Raw genomic sequence first — 24697 nt, forward strand, 5'->3', positions numbered from 1 at the left:
GCGGCTACTCGTTGGTGGGCTCGGTGGGCCGCGAGCACACCAGACAGAGGGTGCTGTCGGCGACCCAGTTGACGTGGCGGGAGCCACACGCCGGACACTCGTGGTGGTCGGTGGCGTACTCGGTTGTCCCCCGTGGCGCGGCGAGGTGGCCGTCGTCGACCGCCGCCTCGACGAGCCCGGGGAGGCGCTGGCGTTTGTACGTCGCGCGGTGTGCGAGAAACGCCCCCGGGTCGCCGGGGTCCCCGCCGTGGAGGTCGTCCCAGGACACCGCGATCTCGCCGTCGGCCTGTCCGCGGGCGAGCTGCTTGACGGGGACGGCTGCGGCCTCGAACAGCGGCGTCGTCGCGAGCGTTTGCGGGGACGCAACCGATCCGGCGGCCTCGCGGTGGGCGGCGGCGGCGTCCTCGTAGGCGTCGCCGACGCCGTCCAGGCCGCCGAGCGCGTGGAAGTCAGCGATGAACTCGTCGAAGCACGCCGCCCGCGCGGGATGGGTGTCGGCGTACGCGCGCCGGAGGTCGCGGGCGGCCGCGACGCCGTGGACGGCGCGGTCGGTCGCCCGGGCGGGCGTGCCGGCAACCCGGGCGGCCGCGGTGCTGGCTGCGAGATGCGCCAGCCCCGAGCCAACCCATCCTTTCTCTCCGGGGTCGAACGGTGCAACGTCGGGGTCGTTGCGGGGCGCTGACAGCACCCGCCAGCCCGCGCGAGCGTACGCATCGCTGGCGTGGTGGTAGTCACGGGCCGCCAGCGCGGTGACCGCCTCGGCGCGGAAGCCGCCGTCGGTGGTGCGCATATCCGACCCAGGAGCGCCAGCGACTCAAGCGTTCCCGTCGACCCCACCACCACAAGTAGCGGGCGGCCGAACGGGGAAGGATGCAGCCCGACGACAGGGTTTGTGTGGTGGCGGTGCGGCCGGCGACGTTCGAGCGCTGCCAGGGGCGCGGCCTGTACCCGATTCCCGCGGGGTACAGCCGCGCGACGGCGGCCTACGACCACCTCGCGATCTATCGGCCGGCACCGGTGTCGGCGGTGACGCACGTCGCGCCCGTGGTGGACCGCGTCGAGCAGACGCGCGGCGGCCCCGGACCGATGCGGGCGGGCGACTGGGCGGCGACCGTTGAGCCGTTCGCGGACACCGACCGGGTGACCGTCCTGGAGCTCGGCGACCTCGTGGCGCTGGCGGACCCGGTGGTGGCCGACGGAACCGGCGTCCGAGGGGCGTGGTACTGCACGATCGCGGACCTACGCGCCGCCGACACGACCGCCGCACTGGCCGCTCGCGCCGGCGACTGAGCGGATCACGGCTCGCCGGCCAGCCAGTCCGCAACGGTCGAGGCGACCGCCTGGTGGCCCGTGGGCGTCGGGTGGACGCCGTCGCGGGTGCGGTCGCGCCACGCGTCGATCGGGCGGGCGACCGGGAGATGGGTGTCGACAGCGGCCGCCAGCGCGTCGTCGAACGCCAGCGCGCGCTGGGGCTGGGCGGCGCTGAAGCCGACGCCGCCCGCGACGTCGAGCAGCGGGAGCAACCCGACGAAGGCGTGGCTGGTGACCCGGTCGGCGGCACTGAGGGCGGCGTCGAGGCGGGCGGCCGCCGCCCGGAACGCGTCGGCGGAGACGCGCGGGTCGCCGTCGCCGCCCACCTGTGCGTCGTTGTGGCCGGCGTGAACGAGGACGGTCACCTCGCCCGAGTCGCCGGCTGTGGCGGTGTCGGCTGCGTGGTCGGTGAGCGTCGTGCCGACGCCGCCACGGACGGTCACGGACACCGATTCGCCTGGGGCGTCGGCGATCCGGTGGGGCCACGCGGGGCTGTCGTCGGTGCCGTACCCGGCTGCGACGCTGTCACCGAGGACGCGGATGGAACGGGACACACCCACCGAGACGGGCTGCTGGTCCGTGAGTGGACGGGCTGACACCGGCGAACGACGAAACTATCCGTTCCGGTGCCCTCGCTGTCGACACCATGGGGAACCGGAAGGACCACTACTACAACAAGTCCAAGCAGGAAGGCTACCGGTCGCGGGCGGCCTACAAGCTCCAACAGCTCGACGACCGATTCGACGTGCTGTTCGGGGGTGCATCAGTCGTGGACCTGGGCGCGGCACCCGGGGGCTGGCTGCAGGTGGCCGCCGAGCGCGCCGGGGCACGCGGGAAGGTCGTCGGCGTCGACTTCCAGAGCATCACGCAGTTCGACACGGACGCCGGCCTGGAGACGGTGCGCGGGGACATGACCGAGGACGAAACCAGACAGCGCGTCCGGGACGCCGCCAACGGCAGCGCCGACGTCGTGGTGTCGGACATGGCCCCGGACATGACCGGTGAGTACGACCTCGACCACGCGCGGTCCGTGCATCTCGCCCGCCAGGCCCTGGAGACGGCCCGCGAGCTGCTGGACGCGGGCGGCCACTTCGTCGTGAAGGTGTTCGACGGCCGGGACTTCCAGGACTTGCTGGCTGACATCGAGGACGAGTTCGCGTTCGTCGCGACGCACAGCCCGGACGCCTCCCGGGACGCCTCCTCCGAGCTGTACGTAGTGGGCAAAAACCACATCGTTGCCCCCATCGCGGAGGGCGACGAGCACACCGTCGAGATCGTCGACACGGGCGACGAGGGCGACGGGATCGCGCGCATCGAGGGGTACACCCTGTTCGTGGATGACGCCGCCGAGGGCGACACCGTGGACGTGACGGTGACCGACCTGAAGCCGAACTACGGGTTCGCCGAGCGCCGCGACGGCGCGTAACCGCCGGGTCAGTCGGCTGCGGGTGCCGGCGCGCCGAGCCCGCGCGAGCGGGCCGCGGCCACGACGGCGTAGACGAACGGCGTGTCGCCGACGGCGATGGCGAGTTTCAGGAGGTACTGGCCGACGATCAACGCGAGCAGCTGTGCGGGGGTTCTGGGTTGACCCACGCCCAACAGCACCGGTGCCGCCCAGAACGCGACGGTCACGAAGATCACGGTGTCGATGATCTGGCTGGTCGCCGTGGAGCCGATGTTGCGCAGCCAGAGGTGGCTGGCGCCGGTGCGGTCGCGGATGGCGTGGAACGCGATCACGTCCCAGTTCTGGCTGACGACGTACGCCAGCAGCGACCCAGCCACGATGTTCCCCGCGGACAACAGGACCGTCGCGAAGGCGTCCTGGCCGACTCCGGAGAACGGCGCGATGGGCGCGCGAACGGTGCTGTACACCAACGCGAGCAACACGAGGTTCATCACGAACCCGACGTTCACCATCACCTGTGCGTTCCGCCGGCCGTACAGCTCGGCGTAGCAGTCCGACGCGAAGAACGTCACGGCGTACGCCAGCGCCGCCCCCGGGAGCACGAGCGCTGCGCCGGTGACGGGCAGCGACACCGGCAGCTCGAACAACAGGAGTTTCGACGCCGTCAGCTGGGCGGTGACCAGCGCGGTCACGAACAGCCCGATGAGCGCGACCTGGGTCACGGGGGTGTCGTTACGCGTCATCGGCTGTGGCGGCGTCCTGGAGGCGGCCGTGGCGCGCGTCGATGTCGTCGAGCACGTCGAGGGTTTTCCGGATGGACGCGCGGACGGCGTCGCTCCGGTTCACGAACTTGCCGTCGTCGCCGACGTGCTCGTCGAGATCGTCTAACAGCTCCTGGGGCATCTCAACGCTGATCTTGGGCATACTAACGGATGCGAGCCGTCGAGTATAAGCTGCGCGGGTTGGGTGGCCGCTCGGCCGTCGGGTTACGTCGGCGTGGACCGCGAGTCGCCGCCGCGTCGACCGCCCAGCGTGAGGGCGTAGAGGATGGCGAGCCCGAGGCCGTACATCGTGGCCACCGGAAGGGCCACGATGAACATCGTGTAGAGGCTGTCCGGCGTCGCCAGCGCGGCGAAGAAGAACGTGGCGAGCACGGGCACCCGCCAGCGCCGCCGCATGGTGTCGAACGAGACAATGTTCCCGTGGTTGAACAGCACCATCGTCACCGGGATGCTGGCGAGCAGGCCGATCCCGACGGTCAACAGGAAGACCAGCCAGGCGAACGTGCCGATGGTGTAGCTGATGACCATGCCCGCCTGCAGCGCGTCGCCGACGAGAAACGAGATGACTGCGGGCGCGATGTAGGCGTACCCGAGGTAGCTGCCGCCGACGAGGGTGACCGCGAGGCTGCCACCCCAGGCAAGGATGGTGCTGCGGTCGCCGGTCACCCAGCCGCGCTCGGAGAGCGACGGCCACAGGTAGTAGACGAGCAGCGGCACCACGGCGACGGCGGCGATCACGACCGAGAGCTTCACTTGGAACACCAGCGCCTCGACGGGGTGCAGCGTGATCGGCCAGGAGTTGGCGTCGGGTTGGATCTCCTGGGGGATGCGCGTGATGAAGTCGTAGCGCAGGGTTGCCAGGCCGCCGTAGTACAGCCAGCCGAACACGCCGACCATGACGAGCATGAACCCGCCGACGATGCGGAACGCCCGCGACCGGAGGCTGTCGAAGATGAACCGGAGGTCGTGGTAGTAGCCGCCGATGTCGTCCTCGGTGGTGTCGTCCTCGGTGAAGGCGTCCATCATGCCGGCGGCCGTGCGCTGCATGGTGGCTGACGACTCCGCGTCGGGGTTGTCGGCCTCGGACCCCGTGTCGTCGTCGTCGGCAGCGGCGGCGTCGAAGCGGTCGAGGACGAGTTCGGCTTTCCGGTCGTCGCCGTCGTCCATGGCTTGGGAGGCCGTTGCGAGCGCTTCGTCCTCGCTGAGTGCGGCGAACGCTTCCGGGGGGGCGGCCTCGATGCCGGCGGCGTCGAGAGCGTTCAGGTCGATGTCGGCGGGGTCGGGCCGGCGACTGCGGGGGCCGTTGCGGGCGGCCGCGCGGTCGACGGCGACGTAGAGGTAGTACAGCGTCGCCGCGAGCACCGCAAGCGCCGCGAACGCGGCGCCGAGCACGAGCACGGCGGTGTCGGTCGGGACGCCGAGTGCGCGCTCGACGGTCGGGACGCGGACCCCGGACCCGAGCGCCGCCAGCCCGTCGTTGAACAGCTGGATGCCGTTGTACTGTTCGACTGCGTATCCCGCCCCGAACCCGAGGACGACGACCCCGAGGATGCGGTTCCAGGCGGCGCGGAACACACCCCGCACGTCGATGTCGTCGCGGCCGCGTTTGACCGTCACGACGATCTTCGAGACGTAGAGGCTGAGCCCGTACAGCAACACCAGTGGGGTGGCCCAGAGGATCTGCGTGAACGGGTCCGGGGGGGAGAACAGCGCGCCGAAGGTCGCGATGGCGACGATCGCGTACCGCCACTTGTCGCGGAACGTCTCGTAGGCGACGATGCCCGAGTACGACAGCCCGGACATCAACAGCGGGAGCTGTGCGGCAAGCGAGAAGGACAGCGACAGGAACAGGATGAACTCGGTCCACTTGACGATGGAGTATTTCGGCGAGAGGCCGACCGTGTCGGCGTTCCCGGCGAGGAACTGGAACATCAGCGGGAAGAACGCGAAGTACGCGTAGAGCACGCCCAGCGCGGCCAGGCCGGCGGCGATCACGAGCACGCCGCCGAGCTGCCAGCGCGTGACGCTGATCGGCGGGACGATGTCGCGGTCCTGGAGGGGGCGTTTGGCGTGGTACGCCAACACCGGGAGCGCCGCCAAAACGCCGGCGAACAGCCCGATTTTCACCTGCATGAGGATGACCTCGAAGGGCGTCTGGGCGATGACTTCGGCGTTGGCTGGCAGCAGATCGGCCTCCAGGGTGGGCCAGATGAACAGCCGCATCACGAAGATGCCGGCCAGCAGCCCGACGACGAACGCGATGAAGACGTGTTGCAGGCGGTCCTGAGCCGTCGAAAGCAGGACGCCAATGGATTCTCGGCCGGAGTCGATTGCGCGGGCGGTGCCCGGGCTGACGAGATCCGAGCCGGAGCCACTCATTGCTACGCGATAGCCCGCTCGGAGTTATCAATCTTCTTGTCGGACGGTAAAAGAAAGCCTATAACGGCGCGGCCGCGAAGGATCGGACGAATGGCTGAGGACTCAGACGGCCGCCACGACGCCGCCTCCGAGGGCCCGCCGTGGGACGGCCTGCAGTCCGCCGTGCGTCGCGTCGGTGGCGGCGAGTCTGAGGGGGGTGAGTTCACGCGCGTCGACGACGACGAGCAGCCCTCGGCGGAGGCGTCCGAGCCGGAGTTGCTCCCGGAGGACCGCCACCAGACGGCCACGCCGCGCGACCACGAAGCCGGCGGTCCAACGGCGGCCACGCAGCCGACGCCGGGCGGCGTGGCGGCGGGCGCGAGCAGCGATCCCGACGCCGCCGGTGGCGGCATCGGGATGGACGCGCCGGAGTCCGACGAGGAGGCACCGCTGGGCGAGCACATCGAGGAGATGGTGACCCGTTTGGGGATCGTTGTCGCCATCGCGGCGCTGGTGAGCATCGTCGTGTTCCCGGTGACGAAACCACTCATCACGTGGATGTGGAACTACGTGCTGCCGGGCGGCGAAGCGATCGATCCGCGGGTGTATCAGCCCTTGGAGCTCATCATCACCCAGGTCAAGGTGGCGAGCCTGGCGGGCCTCGTGGTGGCGCTGCCGGCGTTCGTCTACGAGTCGTACGTGTTCATGCGGCCGGGGTTGTACAGGAACGAGCGGCGGTATTATCTGGCGTCGGTGCCGACCAGCCTGGTGTTGTCCGTGGTTGGCGTGTTGTTCGCGTTTTTCATCGTGCTCCCGTACACGATGGGGTATTTCCAGAGCTACACCGAACCCACGGCCGACGTCGCGTTCGCGCTCGGCACCACGTTCAATCTGTTGTTGCTCGTGATGGGGTATCTGGCGGTCGTCTTCCAGATCCCGCTGTTCATCATGCTCGCGATCATGCTCGGGGTCACGACCCGGGAGTGGTTGGAGAGCCGGCGGCTGCTGTTCTGGGGGGCTTTCGCGGGGATCGCGTTCACGTTCAGCGCCATCGACCCGACCGGGATCGTGCCGGTGATCGTGGCGATCACGATGGTCGTGCTGTTCGAGGGGACGCTTGCGTTGTTGCGGTGGACCGGAAACTAGGGGGACCGCGAAAGCTCTTTGCGTGCGGGTGCGCACACCTCTCCCGATGGACCTGCAGGCGATCCCAGGTGTGGGCGCGAAGACCGCCGACGCGCTCGGGAGCCTCGACGACCCGGAGGGCGCGCTGGAGCGCGGGGACGTGGCGGCGGTGGCCGGCGCGCCCGGCGTGAGCGAGGGGCGGGCGGCCCGGATCGTGCGCAACGCGATCCGGGTGCGCCACGACGACCCCGGCGGGTTTCTGGCGACCGATCGGGCCGCGGAGATCCACGAGCGGGTGCTCGGGTTGCTCCAGGAGCGTGCCGTCACCGAGTACGCGCGCCAGCGGCTGCGGACGTTCTATCCGAGCGCGGCCGACTCGCGGATCGCGGAGGTCAACGCGTTCGTCGCCGATGCCATGCAGCGGACGCCACGCGACGACGTTCTGGAGGCGTTGGCGGGCGTGGAGCCGCTGTCAGCGCCGTCCGGCGTGTCCGTGCGAGAGCGCTGCGTGGCGACGACCGACGCCGAGACGTACAGCGACGCGGCGGCGGCGTTCCCGGAGCTATCCGTGGAGATCGTGGAGGACGCCCGCGACCTGGCGGAGTTGGCGCGCGGGTACACGACGGTGGTGGCACTCGATGAGGCGTTCGTGGGCGTGGAGGTCGAGGGGGACGTGCGCGTGGAGCCCGACGCCATGGAGCGCCCGGCGGAGGTGGTGCCCGAGCGCGTGCTGTCGTTTTTCGCGGCGAACCGGGACCGCATCCGGGCGGCGGTCAGCGTGCACGAGGCCGCCGGCATCGACACCGACGTGGATTTGGACGCGTTGGACGGCGCGCTGGCGCACCTGGAGGGCGACGGGTCGGTGGCTGGCGACGACGAGTTGGATCGGCTGACGCGCGCGGTGAACGACCTCGATGCGGCGGTCAGCGACGCCGAGTCGGTGGCCAACGACCGGCTCCGGGAGGCGATCGGGGAGCAGGACGTGACCATCGAGGGGGCGGACTTGTTGAGCCTCGTCGAGCGGGGCGCGGGGGTGGACAGCCTGCTGGGCAGAGAGCTCGCCGACGAGTACGATGACGCCGTCGGGGCGGCCCGGGACGCGCTCGAAGAGCAGTTGGGGCTGCGGGGCGAGGCGGCGAAGCTGGCACGGCGGGTGTTCGGCGACGAGCCGACGTTCCCCGTGGCGCGCGACGACGACGCCATGGCGCGGGTGCGCGAATCGCTGACGGCGGCCAGGGATCGGCGGGCCGCCGGGCGCAAACGGGAGTTGGCGGCGACGCTGGCGGATCTGCGAGCGCCGACTGAGGCGCTGGTCCACGACGCCCTGGAGGTTGACGTGGCGCTTGCCGTGGCGCGGTTCGCGGCGGATTTCGACTGCGTGCTGGCCGAGCGCGGCGGCCGCGGGTTCCGCATCGAAGGCGGGCGCAATCCGCTGTTGGACGTTGCCTTCGCGGAGACCGAGCCGGTGGAGTACGGCGTCGACGGGGTGGCGTTGTTGTCGGGCGTGAACTCCGGGGGGAAAACGAGCACGCTCGATCTGGTGGCGGTGGTGGTGGTGCTTGCGCACATGGGGCTGCCGGTTCCGGCCGAGGCGGCGCGCGTGCCGGCGATCGCGGAGCTGCATTACTACGCGAAGTCCCAGGGCACGCTTGATGCGGGGGCGTTCGAGGCGACGCTGCGGGATTTCGCGAGCCTGACCGAGCGCGTGGCCGACGATGAGGGGAGCGAGGAGAGCGCGGCCAGCCGGCTGGTGCTCGTCGACGAGTTGGAGTCGATCACGGAGCCGGGAGCGTCGGCGAAGATCATCGCGGGGATCCTGGAGGCGTTGCACGAGGCGGGGGCGTCGGGCGTGTTCGTCTCCCATCTGGCGGGCGAAATCCGGGATCAGTGTGGGTTCGGCGTGACCGTCGACGGCATCCACGCGGCGGGATTGGAGGACGGCGAACTGGTCGTTGAGCGGTCGCCGGTGAAAGACCATCTCGCGCGGTCGACGCCGGAGCTCATCGTGGAGAAGCTGGCCGAGGCGGACGGGGCGGTGGGTGAGGGGTTCTACGAGCGGCTGCTGGAGAAGTTCTGACCCCGGTCAGCGGATCGCCGGGTTCGCGGGGTGTGCGGGCGTTTGCCAGCGGGTGGCGGGCCGTGGCGAACCGTTAAGTGGCTGCCAGGGCGTGGTGGATGTGATGGATGAGGACCCCGAAGAGGGGCTGCTGGGGTGGGGTGAGACCGTGTTCCGGGACGAGCACGTCTTCGAGATCGATTACGTCCCGGAGGTGTTCCGACACCGGGAGTCACAGCTGCAGACGCTGCAGTACGCGCTCCGGCCGGCCGTGCGTGGGTCCCGGCCGTTGAACGTGGTTGCGCGCGGGCCGCCGGGCACCGGGAAGACGACAGCCGTCCAGAAGCTGTTCGGCGAGCTCAGCGGTCAGCCCGGGGTGCAGACGGTGCGGGTGAACTGCCAGGTCGACTCCACGCGGTACGCGGTGTTCTCGCGGGTGTTCGAGGAGATCTTCGACTACGAGCCGCCGTCGTCGGGGATCTCGTTCAAGAAGCTGTTCGGACAGGTGGCCGAGCGGATCGCCGACGACGACGAGGTGTTGGTGGTGGCCTTGGACGACGTGAACTACCTGTTCTACGAGGACGAAGCCGGTGACACGCTGTACTCGCTGTTGCGGGCCCACGAGACCCAGCCGGGCGCGAAGGTCGGTGTCGTGGTGGTGTCGTCGGACCTGGAGTTGGACGTGATCGAGGCCTTGGACGGGCGCGTGCAGTCGGTGTTTCGGCCCGAGGAGGCGTATTTCTCGGCGTACGACCGGGCGGAGATCACGGACATCCTGCGGGATCGTGTGGAGGTCGGGTTCCGGGAGGGCGCGGTCGCGGAGCCGGTGCTGGATGCCGTGGGCGGGCGCACCGACGAGGCGGGCGATCTGCGGGTGGGGATCGACGTGTTGCGGCGAGCGGGGCTGCACGCCGAGTCCCGCGCGAGCAAGACCGTCGAGATGGAGGACGTCGACGCCGTCTACGAGGACGCGAAGCACGTGCATCTGTCGCGGACGCTGGCGGCGCTGTCGGACAACGAGCGCGCGCTGGTGCGGACGGTGGCCGAGCAGGAGGGCGACCGGGCGGGCGACGTGTACGACGTGTTCAACGACCGCACCGACCTGGGGTATACGCGGTACACGGAGATCGTGAACAAACTCGACGAGCTCGGCGTGATCGACGCGGCGTACGAGCAGCGGTCGGGGCGCGGGCGGTCGCGGACGCTGCGGCTCACGCACGACTCGGAGGCGGTCCTGGAGCGCCTGTAGGGAGTGCGGGTGGCTTTTTAGGTGGTGGCGTGCGAGCGTGTGCTATGAAACAGGCTGGCGGGAGCGCCGAGCAAAAGCGGCGGGCCGGGGAGGCGGCGGTGGCCGAGGAAGTGACCGAGGGGGCGGTCGTGGGGCTCGGAACCGGGAGCACGGTGGCGCACGCGATCCGCGCGCTGGGTGCGGAAGCGTCGGACGTCTCGGGGGTAGCGACGTCGTTCGAGTCCCGACGGCGCGCCGTCGACGCCGGGGTGACGGTAACGAGTCTAGAGGCGGCGTCGGTGGACGTCGCGATCGACGGCGCCGATCAGGTGGCCGACGGCGTGCTGGTGAAAGGTGGCGGGGCGGCCCACACGCGCGAGAAATACGTGGCGGCCAGCGCCGACCGCTTCGTGGTGGTCGCCGATCCGTCCAAGGAGAGCGACGTGGTGGACGTGCCGGTGCCGGTGGCGGTGGTGCCTGACGCCTGGCCGGTGGTCGTCGATCGGGTTGAGGCGCTGGGCGGGACGGCGACGCTGCGGGACGCCGAGCGGAAGGACGGGCCGGTGGTTACGGACACCGGGAGCCTCGTGGTGGACTGCGATTTCGGGGCCATCGAGACCCCCGAGGCGGTGGCGGCGTCGCTGTCTGCGGTTCCGGGCGTCGTCGAGCACGGGCTGTTCGTGGGGATGGCTGACGCCGTCTACGTGGGAACCGACGACGGCGTCCGCGTGCGGGACCCGTAAGCGGGGTGGTGGTGCACGCGGGGCTGTGCGGTGTGAAAAACTGAGAGAAGCGAGTGCCGAATTACAGGTCGCGGGGCTGCACCGTCTTGCGACCGTTGGCCTCGGCGCGTTCCGCGGCGTCGGCGAGGAGGTCGTCGACTTCCTCGTCGAGGGCCTCGTAGAAGTCGGAGGCAACGTTCTTGTCGTCGAGTGCTTCCTTCACAGCGGCCTTGACGATGAGGTCTGCCATACACGCTGGGTTTTCACTCCCCCGCTTATAAGGCTTCCCATAATCGGGCGCGTAACGGCCCGGTTACGGCGTGTACGTGGCGAACTCCATGTGACCAACCACCGCTCCACATGAAACGAACGTGGCCACTCGACAGCAGGTACGAACGAACAGAGATTCACACTCTCGGAAAGTATGTTGGGGATTGGGGAAACTATTTTATTCGTGTATGGACTATACTGGGATGCCGACGCCAAGTCGGCAGCACCCCAATGCCTCGTTGCACTCACTGTGACGGCCACGTTTCCGATGATTTCGTTCGCGTGTTCGCGGGCGAAGACGGACAGGTTCGCGCGTGCCCGAACTGCTCGGCGAACGCGGGGATCGCTGAGGTATCCCGCGAGCGGGGCCGCCACGCCTGACCGAAAGTCCAGTATCCAACCCGCCGTTTCGTTCTCGCATGCATCACGTGTACGTCATCGAATGCAGTGACGGCACCTACTACACCGGCTACACGACCGACGTCCAGCGACGGGTCGCCGAGCACAACGCCGGCGACGGCGCGAAGTACACGCGGGGGCGCACGCCGGTGACGCTCAGGCACACCGAATCGTTCGACTCGAAGTCCGAGGCGATGCGCCGCGAGTACCGGATCAAGCAGCTCTCGCGGGCGCAAAAAGAGGCGCTGTTCTGACCAGCCCCCACGGACACCAGCAACCGGAGGGCCTTTGACGAGTCGCGGCGACGACCGGGCATGGACGAGGTCATCAGTTTCGGCACGGACGGCTGGCGTGCACCCTTATCCGAGTTCACCAGCGACCGCGTGCGCATCGTCGCACAGGGGGTTGCCGACCACCTCGCGGCCGACGGCGGCGCGGGGGACACGGTCGCCGTCGGATACGACGCCCGCGACACGTCCGCGGGGTTCGCCGAGGACGCCGCGGACGTGCTGGCGGCCAACGGCTTCGACGTGATGCTGCCCGAGCGGGACTGCCCGACGCCCGCGGTCTCACACGCCATCGTCGAACGCGACCTGGCCGGGGCGGTGGTCATCACGGCCTCGCACAACCCCCCCGAGTACAACGGCGTGAAGTTCATTCCCGCTGACGGGGCCGGCGCGCTCCCCAGCGACACCGACGGGATCATGGCGAACCTCGGGACGCCGGCGGCGGGCGACCCCACCGGCGAGATCCGGCGGGTGGACTTCACCGGCCCGCACGTCGCGCACTGCCGCCGCCTCGTGGACGCGTCGCTGGACGGGCTGACGGTCGTGTACGACGCGATGCACGGCAGTGGCCGCGGCGTCACCGGTGACGCGCTGGAAGCGGCGGGCGCGGACGTGATCCGGCGGCGCTGCACCCAGGACGCCGCGTTCGGCGGCACCCCACCGGAGCCGACGCCCGAACACCTCGCCGGCCTCGCCGACGCCGTCGACGAGCACGACGCCGACCTCGGCATCGCCAACGACGGGGACGCCGACCGCGTGGCGGCTGTCACGCCCGAGCGCGGCGTGCTCGACGGGAACTGGTTCTACGTGCTGGCCTACGACTACCTGCTGGAGTCCGGGACCGGTCCCGCGGTCCGCACCGTTTCCACGACCGGCCACGTGGACGCGGTGGCCGCCGCCCACGACTGCGAGGTGGTCGAAGTCCCGGTCGGGTTCAAGTGGGTGGCGGCGGCCGTCGACGACCACGACGCCCTGTTCGGCGGCGAGGAGTCCGGCGGCTACACGATGCGCGGGCACGTCCGCCAGAAGGACGGCGTGCTGATGGGGCTGCTCGCCGCCGCGGCGGCGAGCGAAACCGCGCTTGACGACCGTATCGACGCCATCGAGGACGCCCACGGCGAGATCCACCAGGACAAGACGAGCGTCGACTGCCCGGACGACCGCAAACAGGCGGTGCTCGACGGGCTCAGCACCGCACTCCCGGACAGCGTCGCGGGCGTCGCCGTCGACAGCGTCAACGACACGGACGGGTTCAAGATCGTGCTCGCGGACGGGTCGTGGCTGCTGGTTCGGCCGTCGGGCACCGAGCCGAAGATGCGGGTGTACGCGGAGGCGGGCAGCGCCGCCCGCGTCGCGGCGCTGCTGGACGCCGGACGCGAACTCGTCGCGCCCGTCGTCTGAGGCGGTGGCCCGGGCTATCCGAGGACGCCCCGATAGCGCTCGCCGCGGCGCTCGCAGTCGAAGCCCAGGCCGTCGTAGAACGGCTTCACGCCGGGGTCGAAGTTCGCCGTGAGGGGACGCCAGCGGATCGTCGCCGCCCCGACGAGCCGGGAGCCGATGCCCTGGCCGCGGCGACGCCGCCGAACAGCGACCGCTTCGACGTGCGCGCCCGTCTCGTGTCGGGGGACGGCGACAAGCGCGCCGACGATGCGGTTGTCGTGGTCGGCGACCACGACGGTCCCCGCTTCGATGCGATCCGCAACGGTGGCGGCGTCCACAGCCAGGTTCGCGCCGTCGAGCACCCGCATCACGCCGAGGTGGTCGCGTGGCCCCGCCGTCCGGACGACGGGCGTGGTGGTGTGGTCGGCCACCTCACCCACCCTGGATGAGGCGAAGCACGCGCACGAAATCCGCGTCCACGGGGTGGTCTTCGGGGACGGGCGAACCGTCAACCATCACTGCGACCTCGTGGGGGCTCAACCCCACGTCGGCGAGCAGGTCGGCGTACGTCGTTGGCGGCCCGGGTTCGGTGTCGGCGGCCGTGGTGACGGTGAACTCGTGGGTGTCCCCGCCGACCACGGACAGAGTCACGCGCATACTGGCGGTACTGCTGTGGCTGCCTTCAGCCCCGCGGTCGTCAGGTCGGGGCGGCGTCACGCGGCGGTTCGTCGCCGTGGTACTGCCCCCAGGCGACGCCCAGCAGGTGGACGCTGCGGTGGTGACGTTCCCACCGGGCCGCGCGCTGTCGGCAGTGAGCGCGTGCGTGGGGCTGTCTGTGGCTGCCGTCGCGCCGGAGCTGTCCGGGCGACAACACCCACGGTGCGCGTTCGCAGCGCCAGCAACCGGATGGGTGGGTCTCGCGGCGTTTAAGTCCCACACGCTCGTGGTGGCGAGCATGACCGACGCCGCGGGCGGCCGCCAGGAGATCTGGGTTGAGAAGTACCGGCCCGAACGCCTCGAAGACGTGGTTGGCCACCCCGACATCACCGAGCGCCTGCAGAGCTACGTCGACCGCGACGACCTCCCACACCTCCTGTTTGCGGGGCCGGCGGGCACCGGAAAAACGGCGTCCTCGGTGTCGATTGCCAAGGAACTCTACGGCGACGACTGGCAGGACAACTTCCTGGAGTTGAACGCCAGCGACGAGCGCGGCATCGACGTGGTCCGGGACCGCATCAAGGACTTCGCGCGGTCGTCGTTCGGCGGCCACAACTACCGCGTCATCTTCCTGGACGAGGCGGACGCGCTCACCGACGACGCCCAGTCGGCGCTGCGCCGCACGATGGAACAGTTCTCGAACAACACCCGGTTCATCCTCTCGTGTAACTACTCCTCGAAGATCATCGACCCGATCCAGTCCCGGTGTGCGGTGTTCCGGTTCGCGCAGCTCGGCGACGACGCGGTCGCCGCCCACCTCCGTGAGATCGCCGAGACGGAGGGCCTGGAACACACCGACGACGGCATCGACGCGCTGGTGTACGCCGCGGACGGCGACATGCGCCGCGCGATCAACGCCCTCCAGGCGGCCTCGGCGACCGGCGACAGCGTCAACGAGGAGACCGTCTACGCGATCACCGCGACCGCCCGTCCAGAGGAGATCGAGACGATGGTGACCGAGGCACTGGGCGGCGACTTCGCGGCCGCGCGAGCCACGCTGGACGACCTCCTCACGAACCGGGGGTTGGCGGGCGGCGACATCATCGACCAGGTGCACCGCTCGGTCTGGGAGTTCGATGTCGAGGAGGCGGCCGCAGTGCGGCTGCTGGACCGCCTCGGGGAGGCCGACTACCGCATCGCGGAGGGCGCAAACGAGCGCGTGCAACTGGAGGCGCTGTTGGCGTCCGTCGCACTGAACGCCGAATAAGTGGCTGGCTACTGGTCGAGCGCGGCGGGCGGCCCGCCCGGCAACTCGTCGCGGTCGTGGGGCGCGAAGAACGCCGGGTTCGGGCCCGTCGGGACGAGGCGCTTGGGGTTGAGGTGGCCGTGGCTGCGGTAGTAGTGCTGCTTGACGTGCTCCATGTAGAGGGTGTCCGCGACGCCGGGGAGCTGGCAGAGCTCCCGAAGGTACGGCCAGAGGTTGTCGTAGTCGCTGATGCGCTTGCGGTTGCACTTGAAGTGCGTGTGGTAGACCTCGTCGAAGCGGTACAGGGTCGTGAACATCGCCACGTCGGCCTCCGTGAGCACGTCGCCGGCGAGGTAGCGCTGCTCCGCGAGCACGTCGTCGTAGTGCGCGAGCGCCTCGAAGAGGTCGTCGACGGCGTTGTCGTACGCGCGCTGGCTGTCCGCGAAGCCGGCGCGGTAGACGCCGTTGTTGATGGGGTCGTAGATGTCCTCGATGAGGCGGTCCACCTCGTCCCGGTAGCCCTCGGGGTAGAGGTCCACGTCGCGTGCGGCGTGGTCGTCGAAGGCCACGTCCAGCATCCGCATGATTTCCTCGCTTTCGTTGTTCACGATGGTGTCCGCGTCCGTGTCGTACAGCACGGGCACCGTGACGCGGCCCGTGTATTCGGGGTCAGCTTCGGTGTAGACATCCCGGAGGTGGGTGCCGCCGAAGACGTGGTCTGGCGTGCAGCCGGGTTTCTCCGGGTCGAACGTCCAACCCTGATCGTAGCGCACGGGGTCGACGACGCTGACCGAGATCGCGTCTTCGAGGCCCAAGAGCGCGCGCACGAGGAGCGTGCGGTGGGCCCACGGGCAGGCGTAGGAGACGTAGAGGTGGTAGCGCCCGGCCGCCGGGGGTACGTCGTCGCCGACCCAGTGCCGGAAGCTGGTGGTGTCGCGCTCGAAGGCACCGTCGTCGCTGTGTTCGTTCATGTCCGCCTCAGTGCGCCAGTCACCGTCGATCATGCGGCCCATGCCCGTCGGTACGCGAGCCAGCGGCTTAGCAGTGGGGGCGGGGTTTGATTCCACGGGGTATTTGACCGGCGACACCGAAACGCAGGCCATGCCACACAGACGGCGCGTGCTCACGGCGACGGCAGCGGCGGCGAGCCTGTCGCTTGCCGGCTGTCTCTCGAACGACGGCGGCGGCGACAGCCAGGCGTCCAGTTCCACGGACGCCGAGACGACCGGCGACGCAGCGTCGCTGGCCGACCACCCGGCGGCGGCGGGGCTGGACGCCCAGCCCGTGCTCGGCCCGGACCCGCTGTCGGCCGACACCACGGTGGTGGTGTTCTCCGATCCGTCGTGTCCACACTGCCAGGACTTCGAGGCGGACGTGTTCCCGAAGCTGAACGCGAACTTCATCGAGCCGGGGTCGCTGTCGTACGTCTACCGGAACATGGCGTTCGTCGCGCCGTGGGCGACAGGCGCTGTGCACGCCTTCGAGGAGACCTACGAGCGAAACGCGGACGCGTTCTGGGCGCTCCGCGAGTGGGTGTACAGCAACCCCGACCAGGTCGCCGACGATCCCGGCGACGCCATCAAATCGTACCTGGCGTCGGAGACCGACATCGAGGACCCCGAGGCGGTCCGGACGGCGGCCGCCGAGCGCACGCAGAGCGCGCAGGTCTCCCAGGACGAAACCGCCGCGAAGAACGCCGGGATCAACTCGACGCCCGGGTTCGTGGTGGCTGCCGACGGCGTCGTCACCACGTCGTTCACCGGCGCGAAGCCCTACGACGAGTTCGTCGAGTTGGCTGGGCTGAGCGAGTAGCGCGTGGGGTGCGGTAGCGCTCCCGGAACTGTTTTACTCGCTCGCCGGCCACCTACGTCCAATGAGCGACCTCGAATCTGCCTACCGCCTCGAATACTTCGAGGAGGAGGGGTTTCACCGCCGGGAATGCGTGTCGTGTGGCGCGCACTTCTGGACGCGCGACGGCGACCGCGAGACGTGCGGTGAGCCGCCCTGCGAGGACTACCAGTTCATCGACAACCCCGGCTTCGATGCGTCGTACTCGCTGACCGAGATGCGGTCGGCGATGGTGTCGTACTTCGAGCGCGCGGGCCACGACAGCATCGACCCGTATCCGGTGGCGGCGAACCGGTGGCGCGACGACGTGCTGTTGACCCAGGCGTCGATCTATGACTTCCAGCCCCACGTCACGAGCGGGGCGTCGCCGCCACCGGCGAACCCGCTGGTGGTGAGCCAGCCCTGCATTCGGATGCAGGACATCGACAACGTGGGGAAGACCGGGCGGCACACGATGGCGTTCGAGATGCTGGGCCATCACGCGTTCAACGCCGACGAGGGCACCGACTACGCCTACGACGGGGAGGTGTACTGGAAGGACACGGCCGTCGAGCACTGCGAGGGGTTGCTGGCGGACGTGGGGGTGTCCCTCGACGAGGTGACGTTCATCGAGGATCCCTGGGTCGGCGGCGGGAACGCCGGCGCGGCGTTCGAGGTCATCTATCGGGGCTTGGAGTTGGCGACGCTGGTGTTCATGAGCCTCGAACGGGATCCGGACGGCGAGTACGAGATGAAAGACGGGCACACGTACGCGGAGATGGACCGCCGCGTCGTGGACACCGGCTACGGCGTCGAGCGCTGGACGTGGATGAGCCAGGGCACGCCGACCGTCTACGAGGCGGTCTACCCCGACACCATCGACTTCCTCAAAGAACAGGCGGGCATCGAGCACACCGACGAGGAGGCCGAACTCGTGCACCGTGCGTCGAAGCACGCGGGGAACCTCGATATCGACGAGGTGGCCGACATCGAGGACGCGCGCGCCGGGATCGCGGCCGAGCTGGGTGTCGACGCCGAGCGCCTCACCGAGCTTGTGGCGCCCCTGGAGGACATCTACGCGATCGCCGACCACTCCCGGGTGTTGGCGTACATGTTCGGCGACGGGATCGTGCCGTCGAACGTCGGCACGGGCTATCTGGCGCGGATGGTGCTGCGCCGCACCAAGCGCTTGGTGGATGACATCGGTGCCGACGTACCCCTCGACGAGCTCGTCGACATGCAGGCCGACCGGCTGGGGTACGAGAACCGCGACACGATCCGGAGCATCGTGCGGTCGGAGGTCGAGAAGTACGGGGAGACCCTCGAACGTGGGGGGCGTCGCGTCGAGCAGCTGGCCGAGGAGTACGCCGACCGCGGGGAGCCGGTTCCGACCGACGAGCTGATCGAGCTGTACGACTCCCACGGCATCCAGCCGGGGATGGTCGCCGACATCGCCGCCGACGTCGGGGCGACCGTCGACGCGCCCGACGACTTCTATTCGCTGGTGGCGGCCCGCCACGACGACGGCGACAGCGGGGCGGCGGGCGGCGACGGCGGCGGCGACGACCGGCTGGCGGATCTGCCCGAGACGGAGACGCTGTACTACGACGACGCGTACGGGTCTGAGTTCGAGGCCGTTGTCCTCGACGTCTTCGAGCGGGAGGGCGAGGACGGCGACGGCGCCTTCGACGTGGTGCTCGATCAGACGATGTTCTACCCGGAGGGCGGCGGGCAGCCGGCGGACACGGGCGTGTTGACCGGTGATGACCACACCGTGGACGTGATCGACGTCCAGGAGCGCGACGGCGTGGTGTTGCATCGCACCACCGACAACCCCGGGAAGGGGGAGTTCGTGCGCGGGCAGATCGACACCGAGCGCCGCCGCCGGCTGATGGCCCACCACACGGCGACGCATATCGTGGTGTACGCCGCCCGGCAGGTGCTGGGCGAGCACGTCCGGCAGGCCGGCGCGCAGAAGGGCGTCGACTCCTCGCGCATCGACGTCACGCACTACGAGCGCGTGGACAGGGAGACCGTCAAGGAGATCGAGCGCGTGGCGAACGAGATCGTGCGCGCGAACACGAGCGTGCAGTGCGAGTGGCCCGACCGCCACGAGGCCGAGGCGGAGTACGGGTTCGACCTCTATCAGGGCGGCATCCCGGCGGGAGAGCAGATCCGGCTCGTGCACGTCGACGACGACGTGCAGGCCTGCGGGGGGACCCACGTGGCTCGCACTGGTGAGATCGGGTCGATCAAGATCCTGAACGCCGAGCGCGTGCAGGACGGCGTCGAGCGGCTGACGTTCGCTGCGGGGGCGGCCGCCGTCGAGCACGTGCAGGGGCAGGAAGACGATCTGCGGGCGGCTGCCGAGGTGCTCGATGTGACGCCGTCGGAGGTCCCGGAGACCGCCGAGCGGTTTTTCACCGAGTGGAAGGACCGCGGGAAGACCATCGACGACCTCAAAGAGCAGCTCGCGGAGGCGCGGGCGTCCGGCGGCGGTGCCGGCGAAGAGGTCGACGTCGCCGGCACGACGGCCGTCGTGCAGCGCGTGGACGGCGACATGGACGAGTTGCAAGCGACCGCGAACGCGCTGGTCGACGGCGGGCAGGTCGCGGTCGTCGGCTCCGGTGCCGACGGCGCGCAGTTCGTCGTGGGCGTCCCCGACGGCGTGCCCGTGAACGCCGGCGAGGTCGTCGGCGAGCTCGCGGCCATGGTGGGGGGCGGTGGCGGTGGGCCGCCGGACTTCGCGCAGGGCGGGGGACCGGACGCGGAGCGCCTCGACGACGCACTGTCGCGGGCGGCCGACGTGCTCGGTGACGCCGCGAGCGCGGAGTAACGCCGGATCGGCGGCTCAGTACGCGTCGTCCGGGTCGAAGACCTGGTCGCCGACGGTGTCGCCGTCGAGCGTGCGGTGGAAGCAGGATTCGTGGCCGGTGTGGCAGGCGCCGCCGGTCTGGGCGACGAGATACAGCAGGGCGTCGCCGTCGCAGTCGACGCGGATCTCGTCGACGGATTGGGTGTTGCCGCTGGTTGCGCCTTTCTCCCAGAGTTCGTCCCGGGACCGCGAGTAGTAGTGCGCCTGCCCGGTGGTGGCGGTTTTCGCGACCGCCTCGCGGGTGGCGTACGCGAGCATGAGTACGTCGCGGCTGTCGGCGTCCTGGGCGATCACGGCGACGAGGCCGTCGCCGTCGTCGGTGTGGCCGGCACCGCCGAAGTCGAGGTCGACGTCGAACTCCTCCATACTGGCGACTGGGTGCCCGGGGGGTTAGTGGTTGTGCGTGGCGGGTCAGGCCGCCGCGAACCCCAGGGCGTCCAGCACGTAGAACAGCACGTCGCCGAACGTGAGCGCGACGACGAGGCCGGCGAACAGCGGCAGGAGGAACGGGACGCCGGGGGTGACCCAGACGTCGTCGTGGTCGGTGATGAGGTCGAGGCCGTCGCGGAGCTGGGCTGGGGTGGTGCCGTACGCGGAGTGGTCGATGTCCGCGAGGAACGCGGCGGCACCCCAGGGGTCGCCGCTGCCGTCGGTGGCGACTGCGCCGTCGGTCGGGTCGCCGGGGGTATCGGGGAGCGTGTCCGGGTGTCGGAGGCCGGGGTCCGAGCGGAGGTCCGCGAGCGTGCAGTCACGCCATCGGAGATACATCCGGAGGGCGTCCAGGTCGAGGCCGCTGCGCGTGAACCCGCCGGCCGAGGATTCCAGCAGGCTGCCGTGGACCGTGGCGAGGTCGTCGGCGGCGACCCGCCGGCCGACGAACATGACCACGGAGACGTTCCCGGTGAGGGCGTTCCGAGCGCCGAGCACGAGCGGGTACGCGAGTGCGAACAGCACCGTGTTCGTGAGGACGGTCAGCGAGAAGACGCCGAGCGTGGTGGAGACACCGGGGAGTGCGTAGCCCGCGAACTCGTAGGCGGGGTAGGTGGGGAAGAGGACGGCGAGCACCATGAACGCGCGGGCGTCCGCACCGCCGAAGCCGCCGATATACCAGAAGCCGTACGCCAGCGGGATGACGAACAGGAGGCTGAACGCGGTTCGGATGGCGAACGGCGTGAGCCCGCCGGGGATGCCGAGTGCGACGAAGCCGTCCCACAGCAGGAGGAGCACGCCGAGGAGCGCCAGTGGCCCCCAGAGGGTGTTCGAGACGCGGCGCGTGTGTATGTCGCGGACGGCGGCCCAGCCGAGCGCTGGCACTGCAACGAGCCGGAGGAGATCCGGTATCGAGGCGTCGACCACTACCGGGTGAGGGACCTACGGTTGCTTAGCTGTTTTGCACGTGGTCGGCCGGGCTGTGTGGACACCCGCGAATAAGTAATGAACTTTTATGAAGGATGGGGGCAGAGCGTTCGACACGGATGCTCCCCCGACAGCCCGGATCGGCCCGCACAGCGTCGTTGTTTCAGATCCCTGTAATCGCCAATACGTTTATTGTCGATGTCTGTTTCGACTACTAACGAACAATGAGCGCCACAGATCCAACCGTCGTCCTCGGAACGATCGGTTCAGACGCCCACGCGGTCGGCATCACGCTGCTGGATCACGCGTTGCGGGAGGCTGGGTTCACCGTCCACAACCTCGGCGCACAGACGGCCAAAACGGAGTTCGCGACGGCGGCCGCTGACCACGACGCCGACGCGGTGTTGGTGTCCTCGCTGTACGGTCACGCCCAGCAGGACTGTGCGGGGCTCCACGATCAGTTGGCGGCGGCGGGCGTGGACGCGACGACTGTCGTGGGCGGGAACCTCGCGGTCGGCCAGACCGACTTCGAGACGGTCAAACAGCGCTTCGAGGAGATGGGCTTCGACAGGGTGTTCAGCGCCCAAACCGGCTTCGAGGCGGTCGTCGATGCGGTCAAGACGGAACTGGACGTGGACGAACGCAGCCCGACAACCACCACCCTCGGCGCGTAACCCCCGATGATCGAAGACAAGCGACTCACCGACACCGAACTGGAGGCCATCACGGACCGGATAACCGGCGACTGGGTATCGAGGGCGGCCGTGGACTTCGCGGACGCCGTGGCGTTCCACGAGTCACTGCCGCCCCACAAGCGGTTCGCGGCGGTGCTTGAGAACGCCGAGGCGGTGTTGTGCCAGCCCCGCGCCGGCGTGCCCCGCCTCGACGAGCACGTCGAGTTGCTCCAGCACCTCGACGAGGAAGGCGGCGCGGACCTCCTGCCGACCACCATCGACTCGTACACCCGGGACAACGCCTACGAGAAGGCCGCCGAGGGGCTGGCGCGCTCCCGGGAGACCGACAGCAGCGAGCTCAACGGCTTTCCCGCCGTCAACCACGGCGTTGAGGGCTGCCGGGAGGTCGTGCGTCGGGTCGACGCGCCCGTGCAGGTCAGACACGGCACCCCCGACGCGCGCCTGCTGGCGGCGGTCACGCTTGCGGGCGGGTTCCAGAGCTTCGAGGGCGGACCGATCACGTACAACCTCCCGTACACGAGTGCCTACGATCTAGAGACGACCATCGAGTACTGGCAGTACGTCGACCGGCTCTGTGGGGCGTACACGGAGCGCGGGGTCACGATCAACCGCGAGCCGTTCGGTCCGCTGACGGGGACGCTCGTCCCGCCGTCGATCGCCATCGCGATCGTCACCATCGAGGGGCTGCTGGCGGCAACCCAGGGCGTCCGCAGCGTCACGCTGGGGTACGGCCAGGTCGGCAACCTCGTCCAAGACGTCGCTGCGGTGCGCGCGATGGCGGCCATCGGGGCGGAGTACCTGCCCGACTCGGTGACCGTCACGACGGTGCTCCACCAGTGGATGGGGGGGTTCCCGCGCGACGAGGCGCGGGCCCACGGCGTCATCGGGCTGGCCGGCGCGACCGCTGCGCTCGTCGAACCCACGAAGGTCATCACCAAATCCCCCCAGGAGGCGGTGGGCGTGCCGACGGCGGAATCGAACGCCGCGGGCCTGCGCACGACCGAGCAGGTGCTGCGGATGCTCGACGAGCAGTCGATCACGCTGGACGGCGTCGACAGGGAGCAGGCGTTGATCGAGCGGTCGGTGCGATCACTGCTCGATGCGGTGTACGAGGCCGGCGACGGCGACATCGCGCGTGGCACGGTGCGGGCGTTCGACGCGGGGACGCTTGACATCCCGTTCCCGCCCAGCGACGCGGCGGCGGGTGACGTGCTCCCGGCCCGCGACGACGACGGCCGGGTTCGCCTGCTGAAGTTCGGGGCGGTGGCGCTGGACGACGAGACGAAGCGAATCCACCGCGCGCGACTGGACCGCCGCGCGGACACCGAAGGCCGGGAGCTCTCGTTCCGGATGGTGGCCGACGACGTGTCGGCGGTCAGCGATGGGCGGCTCATCGGCCGCCCGGGGGACGACTGATGCGGATCGAACGCGTCACCGCGACGCCGGGGGTCGCGGGGTTTTTCTTCGACGACCAGGCCGCGATCACCGCCGGCGCCGACGCCGACGGGATGGCGTACGCGGGCAGCCCGCGGACGGACGGCTACGAGCGCATCCGCGAACCCGGGGAGGCGCTCGTGGTCGAGGTGGTGTTGAGCGACGGGCGGCGGGTGCGCGGGGACTGCGCGGCCGTCCAGTATTCCGGCGCGGGTGACCGTGATCCGCTGTTCCGGGCGGCCGACCACAGGGCCGTCGTGGAGGGCGCGGTGGCCGAGGCGCTCGTGGGCCGGGATGCGGCGTGTGTCGCGGACAACGCGGCGGTCGTCGAGTCACTCGCCGACGAGCGAGGGCTGCACACCGCGGTCCGGTACGGCGTCTCGCAGGCGCTGGTGGCCGCCGCCAGCGCCGCGCGCGCGACCACGCAGACGCGGGTCCTCGCGGACGCCCTGGGTACTGAGCCGGCGACGGAGCCGGTGCCCGTGTTCGGGCAGTCCGGCGAGCAGCGCCGCCGCGGCGCGGAGGCGATGCTGCTGAAGCGGGTCGGCGTGTTGCCCCACGGGCTGTTCAACAGCGTCGAGGCGGTCGGCCCCGACGGCGTCCGACTCGTCGAGTACCTCGACTGGCTGTCCGAGCGCGCCGCCACCCTGGGCGGCGACGGCTATCGGCCGCGGTTCCACGTCGACGTGTACGGGATGCTCGGGGAGCTGTTCGGGCCGCCGTACGACCGCGCGGCGGTCACGGGGTACGTCCGCGAGCTGCGGGCGGCGGCCGCCCCGTACCCGCTGCAGATCGAGGGGCCGATGGACGCCGGGAGCCGCGAGGCGCAGATCGACGCGATGGCGGAGCTCCGGGACGGCCTCGCGGACGCCGGCGTGGCCGTCGACATCGTCGCCGACGAGTGGTGTGACAGCCGCGCGGACGTCGAGGCGTTCGTGGACGCCGGCGCGGCGGACGTCGTCCAGGTGAAGACCCCGGACGTGGGGGGCCTCCTAGAGAGTGGGCGGGCAGCCAGATACTGCGCGGGCACCGACACCCGGGCGTACGTCGGCGGGACGTGCAACGAGACGACGGTGTCGGCGCGGCGGTGCGCGCACGTCGCGCTGGCGACCGACGCCGCACAGGTGCTTGCGAAGCCCGGCATGGGGTTCGACGCGGGGTACGCGGCGGTCAGCAACGAGATGCGACGCACGCTCGCGCGTCACCGGGCGGCAGTGGGTCCTGGTGACGCGGCATAGGCGGCGTGCGGGCGGACTCGGGGAATCGCCAACCGAACACCGACAC

At 70.1% G+C, this 24697-nt stretch carries 25 protein-coding genes; 14 read left to right on the plus strand and 11 right to left on the minus strand.

Annotation, left to right across the window (positions count from 1 at the left end):
- Window positions 1-4 precede the first annotated feature (4 nt).
- Window positions 5-790, minus strand: coding sequence for a hypothetical protein (locus JRZ79_RS22095; RefSeq protein ID WP_205252214.1), 786 nt, complete (start codon window positions 788-790; stop codon window positions 5-7).
- 80 nt (window positions 791-870) lie between these two features.
- Between JRZ79_RS22095 and JRZ79_RS22100 the strand changes: the two genes are divergently transcribed.
- Window positions 871-1290: a hypothetical protein gene (locus JRZ79_RS22100; RefSeq protein ID WP_205252215.1), complete on the plus strand. Its 420-nt coding sequence runs from the start codon at window positions 871-873 to the stop codon at window positions 1288-1290.
- Window positions 1291-1295: 5 nt separating this feature from the next.
- Here JRZ79_RS22100 and JRZ79_RS22105 read toward each other — a convergent pair whose 3' ends face one another.
- Window positions 1296-1910: a GDSL-type esterase/lipase family protein gene (locus JRZ79_RS22105; RefSeq protein WP_081422754.1), complete on the minus strand. Its 615-nt coding sequence runs from the start codon at window positions 1908-1910 to the stop codon at window positions 1296-1298.
- Between the two features lie 47 nt (window positions 1911-1957).
- On the opposite strand from JRZ79_RS22105, the gene JRZ79_RS22110 reads away from it, so the two are divergent.
- Window positions 1958-2737 carry a 23S rRNA (uridine(2552)-2'-O)-methyltransferase gene (locus JRZ79_RS22110; RefSeq protein ID WP_205252216.1) on the plus strand — a complete coding sequence of 260 codons (780 nt, stop codon included), beginning with the start codon at window positions 1958-1960 and terminating at the stop codon, window positions 2735-2737.
- Window positions 2738-2745: 8 nt separating this feature from the next.
- Here the strand turns inward: JRZ79_RS22110 and JRZ79_RS22115 are convergent, their stop codons facing one another.
- The 3 genes from JRZ79_RS22115 to tatC form a co-directional block, all read right to left on the minus strand.
- The gene (locus tag JRZ79_RS22115) at window positions 2746-3459 is read right to left on the minus strand and encodes a queuosine precursor transporter (RefSeq protein ID WP_205252217.1); all 714 of its coding nucleotides are present in this window, start codon (window positions 3457-3459) and stop codon (window positions 2746-2748) included.
- A complete protein-coding gene (locus JRZ79_RS22120; RefSeq protein ID WP_010903684.1) occupies window positions 3449-3640 on the minus strand; it encodes a type II toxin-antitoxin system ParD family antitoxin in 192 nt (63 codons plus the stop codon). Before JRZ79_RS22120 ends, JRZ79_RS22115 begins: the two co-directional genes overlap by 11 nt.
- A 62-nt stretch (window positions 3641-3702) precedes the next feature.
- On the minus strand, window positions 3703-5877 hold the full coding sequence (gene tatC, locus JRZ79_RS22125) for a Sec-independent protein translocase TatC (RefSeq protein ID WP_205252218.1): 2175 nt from the start codon (window positions 5875-5877) through the stop codon (window positions 3703-3705).
- Window positions 5878-5967: 90 nt separating this feature from the next.
- On the opposite strand from tatC, the gene JRZ79_RS22130 reads away from it, so the two are divergent.
- The 4 genes from JRZ79_RS22130 (at window position 5968) to rpiA (ending at window position 11008) form a co-directional block, all read left to right on the plus strand.
- On the plus strand, window positions 5968-7002 hold the full coding sequence (locus JRZ79_RS22130; RefSeq protein WP_010903686.1) for a twin-arginine translocase subunit TatC: 1035 nt from the start codon (window positions 5968-5970) through the stop codon (window positions 7000-7002).
- Window positions 7003-7048: 46 nt separating this feature from the next.
- Window positions 7049-9058, plus strand: coding sequence for an endonuclease MutS2 (locus JRZ79_RS22135; protein WP_205252219.1), 2010 nt, complete (start codon window positions 7049-7051; stop codon window positions 9056-9058).
- A gap of 103 nt (window positions 9059-9161) precedes the next feature.
- Complete coding sequence (locus JRZ79_RS22140) at window positions 9162-10286, plus strand: ORC1-type DNA replication protein (RefSeq protein WP_010903688.1); 1125 nt, start codon at window positions 9162-9164, stop codon at window positions 10284-10286.
- Window positions 10287-10330: 44 nt separating this feature from the next.
- Window positions 10331-11008 carry a ribose 5-phosphate isomerase A gene (gene rpiA, locus JRZ79_RS22145; protein WP_010903689.1) on the plus strand — a complete coding sequence of 226 codons (678 nt, stop codon included), beginning with the start codon at window positions 10331-10333 and terminating at the stop codon, window positions 11006-11008.
- 61 nt (window positions 11009-11069) lie between these two features.
- On the opposite strand, the gene JRZ79_RS22150 is transcribed toward rpiA, so the two are convergent.
- A complete protein-coding gene (locus JRZ79_RS22150) occupies window positions 11070-11237 on the minus strand; it encodes a DUF1931 family protein (protein WP_010903690.1) in 168 nt (55 codons plus the stop codon).
- 439 nt (window positions 11238-11676) lie between these two features.
- On the opposite strand from JRZ79_RS22150, the gene JRZ79_RS22155 reads away from it, so the two are divergent.
- Entirely contained in the window at window positions 11677-11910 is a 234-nt protein-coding gene (locus JRZ79_RS22155) for a GIY-YIG nuclease family protein (RefSeq protein ID WP_010903691.1), read from the plus strand.
- 60 nt (window positions 11911-11970) lie between these two features.
- Window positions 11971-13344, plus strand: a complete 1374-nt coding sequence (locus JRZ79_RS22160) for a phosphoglucomutase/phosphomannomutase family protein (protein WP_205252220.1) — start codon at window positions 11971-11973, stop codon at window positions 13342-13344.
- Window positions 13345-13358: 14 nt separating this feature from the next.
- On the opposite strand, the gene JRZ79_RS22165 is transcribed toward JRZ79_RS22160, so the two are convergent.
- Window positions 13359-13691, minus strand: a complete 333-nt coding sequence (locus tag JRZ79_RS22165) for a GNAT family N-acetyltransferase (protein ID WP_205252775.1) — start codon at window positions 13689-13691, stop codon at window positions 13359-13361.
- Window positions 13692-13755: 64 nt separating this feature from the next.
- Complete coding sequence (locus tag JRZ79_RS22170) at window positions 13756-13980, minus strand: ubiquitin-like small modifier protein 2 (RefSeq protein ID WP_012289475.1); 225 nt, start codon at window positions 13978-13980, stop codon at window positions 13756-13758.
- A gap of 298 nt (window positions 13981-14278) precedes the next feature.
- Here JRZ79_RS22170 and JRZ79_RS22175 point away from each other — a divergent pair, with 298 nt between their 5' ends.
- Entirely contained in the window at window positions 14279-15247 is a 969-nt protein-coding gene (locus JRZ79_RS22175; protein WP_010903695.1) for a replication factor C small subunit, read from the plus strand.
- A gap of 8 nt (window positions 15248-15255) precedes the next feature.
- Here JRZ79_RS22175 and JRZ79_RS22180 read toward each other — a convergent pair whose 3' ends face one another.
- Window positions 15256-16239 carry a glutathione S-transferase family protein gene (locus JRZ79_RS22180; protein WP_205252221.1) on the minus strand — a complete coding sequence of 328 codons (984 nt, stop codon included), beginning with the start codon at window positions 16237-16239 and terminating at the stop codon, window positions 15256-15258.
- Window positions 16240-16327: 88 nt separating this feature from the next.
- On the opposite strand from JRZ79_RS22180, the gene JRZ79_RS22185 reads away from it, so the two are divergent.
- Together JRZ79_RS22185 and alaS are read left to right on the plus strand one after the other, a co-directional pair.
- Entirely contained in the window at window positions 16328-17038 is a 711-nt protein-coding gene (locus tag JRZ79_RS22185; protein WP_231546315.1) for a DsbA family protein, read from the plus strand.
- Between the two features lie 61 nt (window positions 17039-17099).
- Entirely contained in the window at window positions 17100-19889 is a 2790-nt protein-coding gene (gene alaS, locus JRZ79_RS22190) for an alanine--tRNA ligase (protein ID WP_205251172.1), read from the plus strand.
- Window positions 19890-19904: 15 nt separating this feature from the next.
- Here the strand turns inward: alaS and hisI are convergent, their stop codons facing one another.
- Together hisI and JRZ79_RS22200 are read right to left on the minus strand one after the other, a co-directional pair.
- Window positions 19905-20294 carry a phosphoribosyl-AMP cyclohydrolase gene (gene hisI, locus JRZ79_RS22195; RefSeq protein WP_205252223.1) on the minus strand — a complete coding sequence of 130 codons (390 nt, stop codon included), beginning with the start codon at window positions 20292-20294 and terminating at the stop codon, window positions 19905-19907.
- Window positions 20295-20339: 45 nt separating this feature from the next.
- The gene (locus JRZ79_RS22200) at window positions 20340-21284 is read right to left on the minus strand and encodes an A24 family peptidase (RefSeq protein WP_012289477.1); all 945 of its coding nucleotides are present in this window, start codon (window positions 21282-21284) and stop codon (window positions 20340-20342) included.
- Window positions 21285-21508: 224 nt separating this feature from the next.
- Here JRZ79_RS22200 and mamA point away from each other — a divergent pair, with 224 nt between their 5' ends.
- From mamA to JRZ79_RS22215, 3 genes are read left to right on the plus strand one after another with little or no spacing between them, the layout of a single operon-like run.
- Window positions 21509-21958, plus strand: a complete 450-nt coding sequence (gene mamA, locus JRZ79_RS22205; protein ID WP_010903701.1) for a methylaspartate mutase subunit S — start codon at window positions 21509-21511, stop codon at window positions 21956-21958.
- A gap of 6 nt (window positions 21959-21964) precedes the next feature.
- On the plus strand, window positions 21965-23395 hold the full coding sequence (locus tag JRZ79_RS22210; RefSeq protein ID WP_205252224.1) for a methylaspartate mutase subunit E: 1431 nt from the start codon (window positions 21965-21967) through the stop codon (window positions 23393-23395).
- Window positions 23395-24651: a methylaspartate ammonia-lyase gene (locus tag JRZ79_RS22215; protein WP_205251175.1), complete on the plus strand. Its 1257-nt coding sequence runs from the start codon at window positions 23395-23397 to the stop codon at window positions 24649-24651. Before JRZ79_RS22210 ends, JRZ79_RS22215 begins: the two co-directional genes overlap by 1 nt.
- The last annotated feature ends 46 nt before the right edge of the window (window positions 24652-24697 follow it).

This window comes from Halobacterium sp. BOL4-2 (assembly GCF_016917835.2).
Taxonomy (GTDB): Archaea; Halobacteriota; Halobacteria; order Halobacteriales; family Halobacteriaceae; genus Halobacterium; species Halobacterium salinarum.